The 3,220-nt window shown below is 70.1% G+C and carries 4 protein-coding genes; 2 read left to right on the top strand and 2 right to left on the bottom strand.

Annotation, left to right across the window (positions count from 1 at the left end; translation table 11 throughout):
* Both DUGA2_RS32255 and DUGA2_RS32260 read right to left on the bottom strand, forming a co-directional pair.
* Nucleotides 1-1,169, bottom strand: a 1,169-nt coding sequence (locus DUGA2_RS32255; protein ID WP_070273338.1) for a sensor domain-containing diguanylate cyclase, incomplete at its 3' end; no start/stop codon positions are given.
* Complete coding sequence (locus DUGA2_RS32260) at nucleotides 1,166-1,546, bottom strand: phosphonate transporter (protein ID WP_070273339.1); 381 nt, start codon at nucleotides 1,544-1,546, stop codon at nucleotides 1,166-1,168. The genes DUGA2_RS32255 and DUGA2_RS32260, both read right to left, overlap by 4 nt.
* A 128-nt stretch (nucleotides 1,547-1,674) precedes the next feature.
* On the opposite strand from DUGA2_RS32260, the gene DUGA2_RS32265 reads away from it, so the two are divergent.
* Entirely contained in the window at nucleotides 1,675-2,055 is a 381-nt protein-coding gene (locus tag DUGA2_RS32265; RefSeq protein WP_070273339.1) for a phosphonate transporter, read from the top strand.
* On the top strand, nucleotides 2,052-3,220 hold a 1,169-nt coding region (locus DUGA2_RS32270; protein WP_070273338.1), incomplete at its 3' end, for a sensor domain-containing diguanylate cyclase. The genes DUGA2_RS32265 and DUGA2_RS32270, both read left to right, overlap by 4 nt.

Below are 3,220 nucleotides of genomic sequence, written 5' to 3'. Positions count from 1 at the left end.
CTGACGGTGCAGGCGATCGCCGGCGCCGCCGCCGGCGCCTGCGCCACCTCGGCCCGCAAGCGCTCGGCCACCGCCAGCGCGGCGCCCTGGTCGACGCCCGGCAGCAGCAGCGCGAACTCCTCGCCGCCGAGGCGGGCGACCACATCGACCTCGCGGCACAGCCGCTGCATGGTGGCGGCCAGGCGGCGCAGCACCGCGTCGCCGGCCGGATGGCCGTGGGCGTCGTTGATGCGCTTGAAGTGATCGGCGTCCACCATCAGCAGCGACAGCGGGCGGCGCGACTGCTGGCGGCGCGCCAGCTCCAGTTCCGCCGCCTCGAAGAAGGCGCGCCGGTTGGACAGCCCGGTCAGGTGGTCGCAATAGGTGGCCCGGCGCAGGTTTTCGCTGATGTCGCGCTTGTCGGAAATATCGCGAATAATCATGCAGTAGGCGGACTCCTCGGCGCCGGACTCGCCTACGCGCCCCGGCAACGGCGAGATCAGCGCGCTGCCCCAGAACTGGCTGCCGTCGGCGCGCCGCCGCCAGCCCTCGTCCAGCGTCCAGCCGTTGCGGTCGGCGTCGCGCAGGCGCTCCAGCTGCTGCTCCGGGGTGCTGGCGCCGGCCGGATCGAACAGCGCATACGGCCGTCCCTCGACCGCCCCCGCCGGGTATCCAGTGACCCGGCCGATGCTGTCGTTCCAGCTGTCGATACGGCCGCAGCTATCAAGCCCGACCAGGGCATAGTCGGCGATGTTGGTCATGATGGCGTTCAGCCAGGCGTCGGTCTTGCGCAACTGGCGCTCGCGCAGGTCTTGCTGGGTGATATCGCTGAGCACCGCCATCAGGCGCGCATTGTCCAGCTTGAGCATGCTCAGCGACAGCACCTGCGGACCGCTGCCGGCCGCGTCGGCGCGCAGGTACAGCCGCGCGGCGTCGCAGATCTGGCCGTACGGCGCCGCAAAGTCCCGGCACAGCAGACGCAGGTCCGGCGCCACCGGCGCCAGCGCGTCGAACAGATTGGTCAGGCCGCCGTCGCTCGACAGCGGCATCAGCAACTGCGCCGACAAGGGGTTGAGCATCAGGATCGCGCCATCGGCCGCCAGTTGCACCAGCCCCACCGGCGCCATGTAGAGAAATTGCAGCAGCGCCTCGTGTTCCTGCGCGTCCGGCACCCCGGTCAGGCTGCTCATAAGCGCTGCACCAGCACATAGGCCAGCGCGTCGCGCGGCGCCGACAGCAGCCGCAGGTGCACCCTGGTGGGGCGCATGCGCAGCGTCAGCACATAGGGCATCGTTTCGTCGAGCGCGACGCCGGCGTCGCGGGCGTCGATGAAACGCTGCGCCACCAGGAAGTTGTTCATGCACGGCGCCACCACCGTGAACAAGTCCTGCTGCAGCACCCGCTCGACGCCCAGGCCGGCGGCCTGCGATTCGAAGCGGTTGTAGCGCCGCACCTTGCCGTCCTGGTCGAAACCGATGACGCCGAAGCCCAGGCTGTCGAGGGCGCTGTCGTCCATTTGCGCCAGCAGCGCGGCCATGCCGGGCTGGTCGAACTCGAATTGCTGCATGGTGATTCCTTTGCATGTTGCCGCGTCCCCCTCGGGCCGCCGGCCTTACCTCAACAGGGCGGCGCGCCGCCCTGTTGAGGTAAGGCCGGCGGCCCGAGGGGGACGCGGCAACATGCAAAGGAATCACCATGCAGCAATTCGAGTTCGACCAGCCCGGCATGGCCGCGCTGCTGGCGCAAATGGACGACAGCGCCCTCGACAGCCTGGGCTTCGGCGTCATCGGTTTCGACCAGGACGGCAAGGTGCGGCGCTACAACCGCTTCGAATCGCAGGCCGCCGGCCTGGGCGTCGAGCGGGTGCTGCAGCAGGACTTGTTCACGGTGGTGGCGCCGTGCATGAACAACTTCCTGGTGGCGCAGCGTTTCATCGACGCCCGCGACGCCGGCGTCGCGCTCGACGAAACGATGCCCTATGTGCTGACGCTGCGCATGCGCCCCACCAGGGTGCACCTGCGGCTGCTGTCGGCGCCGCGCGACGCGCTGGCCTATGTGCTGGTGCAGCGCTTATGAGCAGCCTGACCGGGGTGCCGGACGCGCAGGAACACGAGGCGCTGCTGCAATTTCTCTACATGGCGCCGGTGGGGCTGGTGCAACTGGCGGCCGATGGCGCGATCCTGATGCTCAACCCCTTGTCGGCGCAGTTGCTGATGCCGCTGTCGAGCGACGGCGGCCTGACCAATCTGTTCGACGCGCTGGCGCCGGTGGCGCCGGACCTGCGTCTGCTGTGCCGGGACTTTGCGGCGCCGTACGGCCAGATCTGCGACGCCGCGCGGCTGTACCTGCGCGCCGACGCGGCCGGCAGCGGTCCGCAGGTGCTGTCGCTGAGCATGCTCAAGCTGGACAATGCGCGCCTGATGGCGGTGCTCAGCGATATCACCCAGCAAGACCTGCGCGAGCGCCAGTTGCGCAAGACCGACGCCTGGCTGAACGCCATCATGACCAACATCGCCGACTATGCCCTGGTCGGGCTTGATAGCTGCGGCCGTATCGACAGCTGGAACGACAGCATCGGCCGGGTCACTGGATACCCGGCGGGGGCGGTCGAGGGACGGCCGTATGCGCTGTTCGATCCGGCCGGCGCCAGCACCCCGGAGCAGCAGCTGGAGCGCCTGCGCGACGCCGACCGCAACGGCTGGACGCTGGACGAGGGCTGGCGGCGGCGCGCCGACGGCAGCCAGTTCTGGGGCAGCGCGCTGATCTCGCCGTTGCCGGGGCGCGTAGGCGAGTCCGGCGCCGAGGAGTCCGCCTACTGCATGATTATTCGCGATATTTCCGACAAGCGCGACATCAGCGAAAACCTGCGCCGGGCCACCTATTGCGACCACCTGACCGGGCTGTCCAACCGGCGCGCCTTCTTCGAGGCGGCGGAACTGGAGCTGGCGCGCCGCCAGCAGTCGCGCCGCCCGCTGTCGCTGCTGATGGTGGACGCCGATCACTTCAAGCGCATCAACGACGCCCACGGCCATCCGGCCGGCGACGCGGTGCTGCGCCGCCTGGCCGCCACCATGCAGCGGCTGTGCCGCGAGGTCGATGTGGTCGCCCGCCTCGGCGGCGAGGAGTTCGCGCTGCTGCTGCCGGGCGTCGACCAGGGCGCCGCGCTGGCGGTGGCCGAGCGCTTGCGGGCCGAGGTGGCGCAGGCGCCGGCGGCGGCGCCGGCGATCGCCTGCACCGTCAG

Source organism: Duganella sp. HH101, assembly GCF_001758795.1.
Lineage (GTDB): Bacteria > Pseudomonadota > Gammaproteobacteria > Burkholderiales > Burkholderiaceae_D > Rugamonas > Rugamonas rivuli.
Note: the sequence above shows the minus strand (reverse complement) of the source record. Positions and strands in the feature narration are given on the sequence as shown.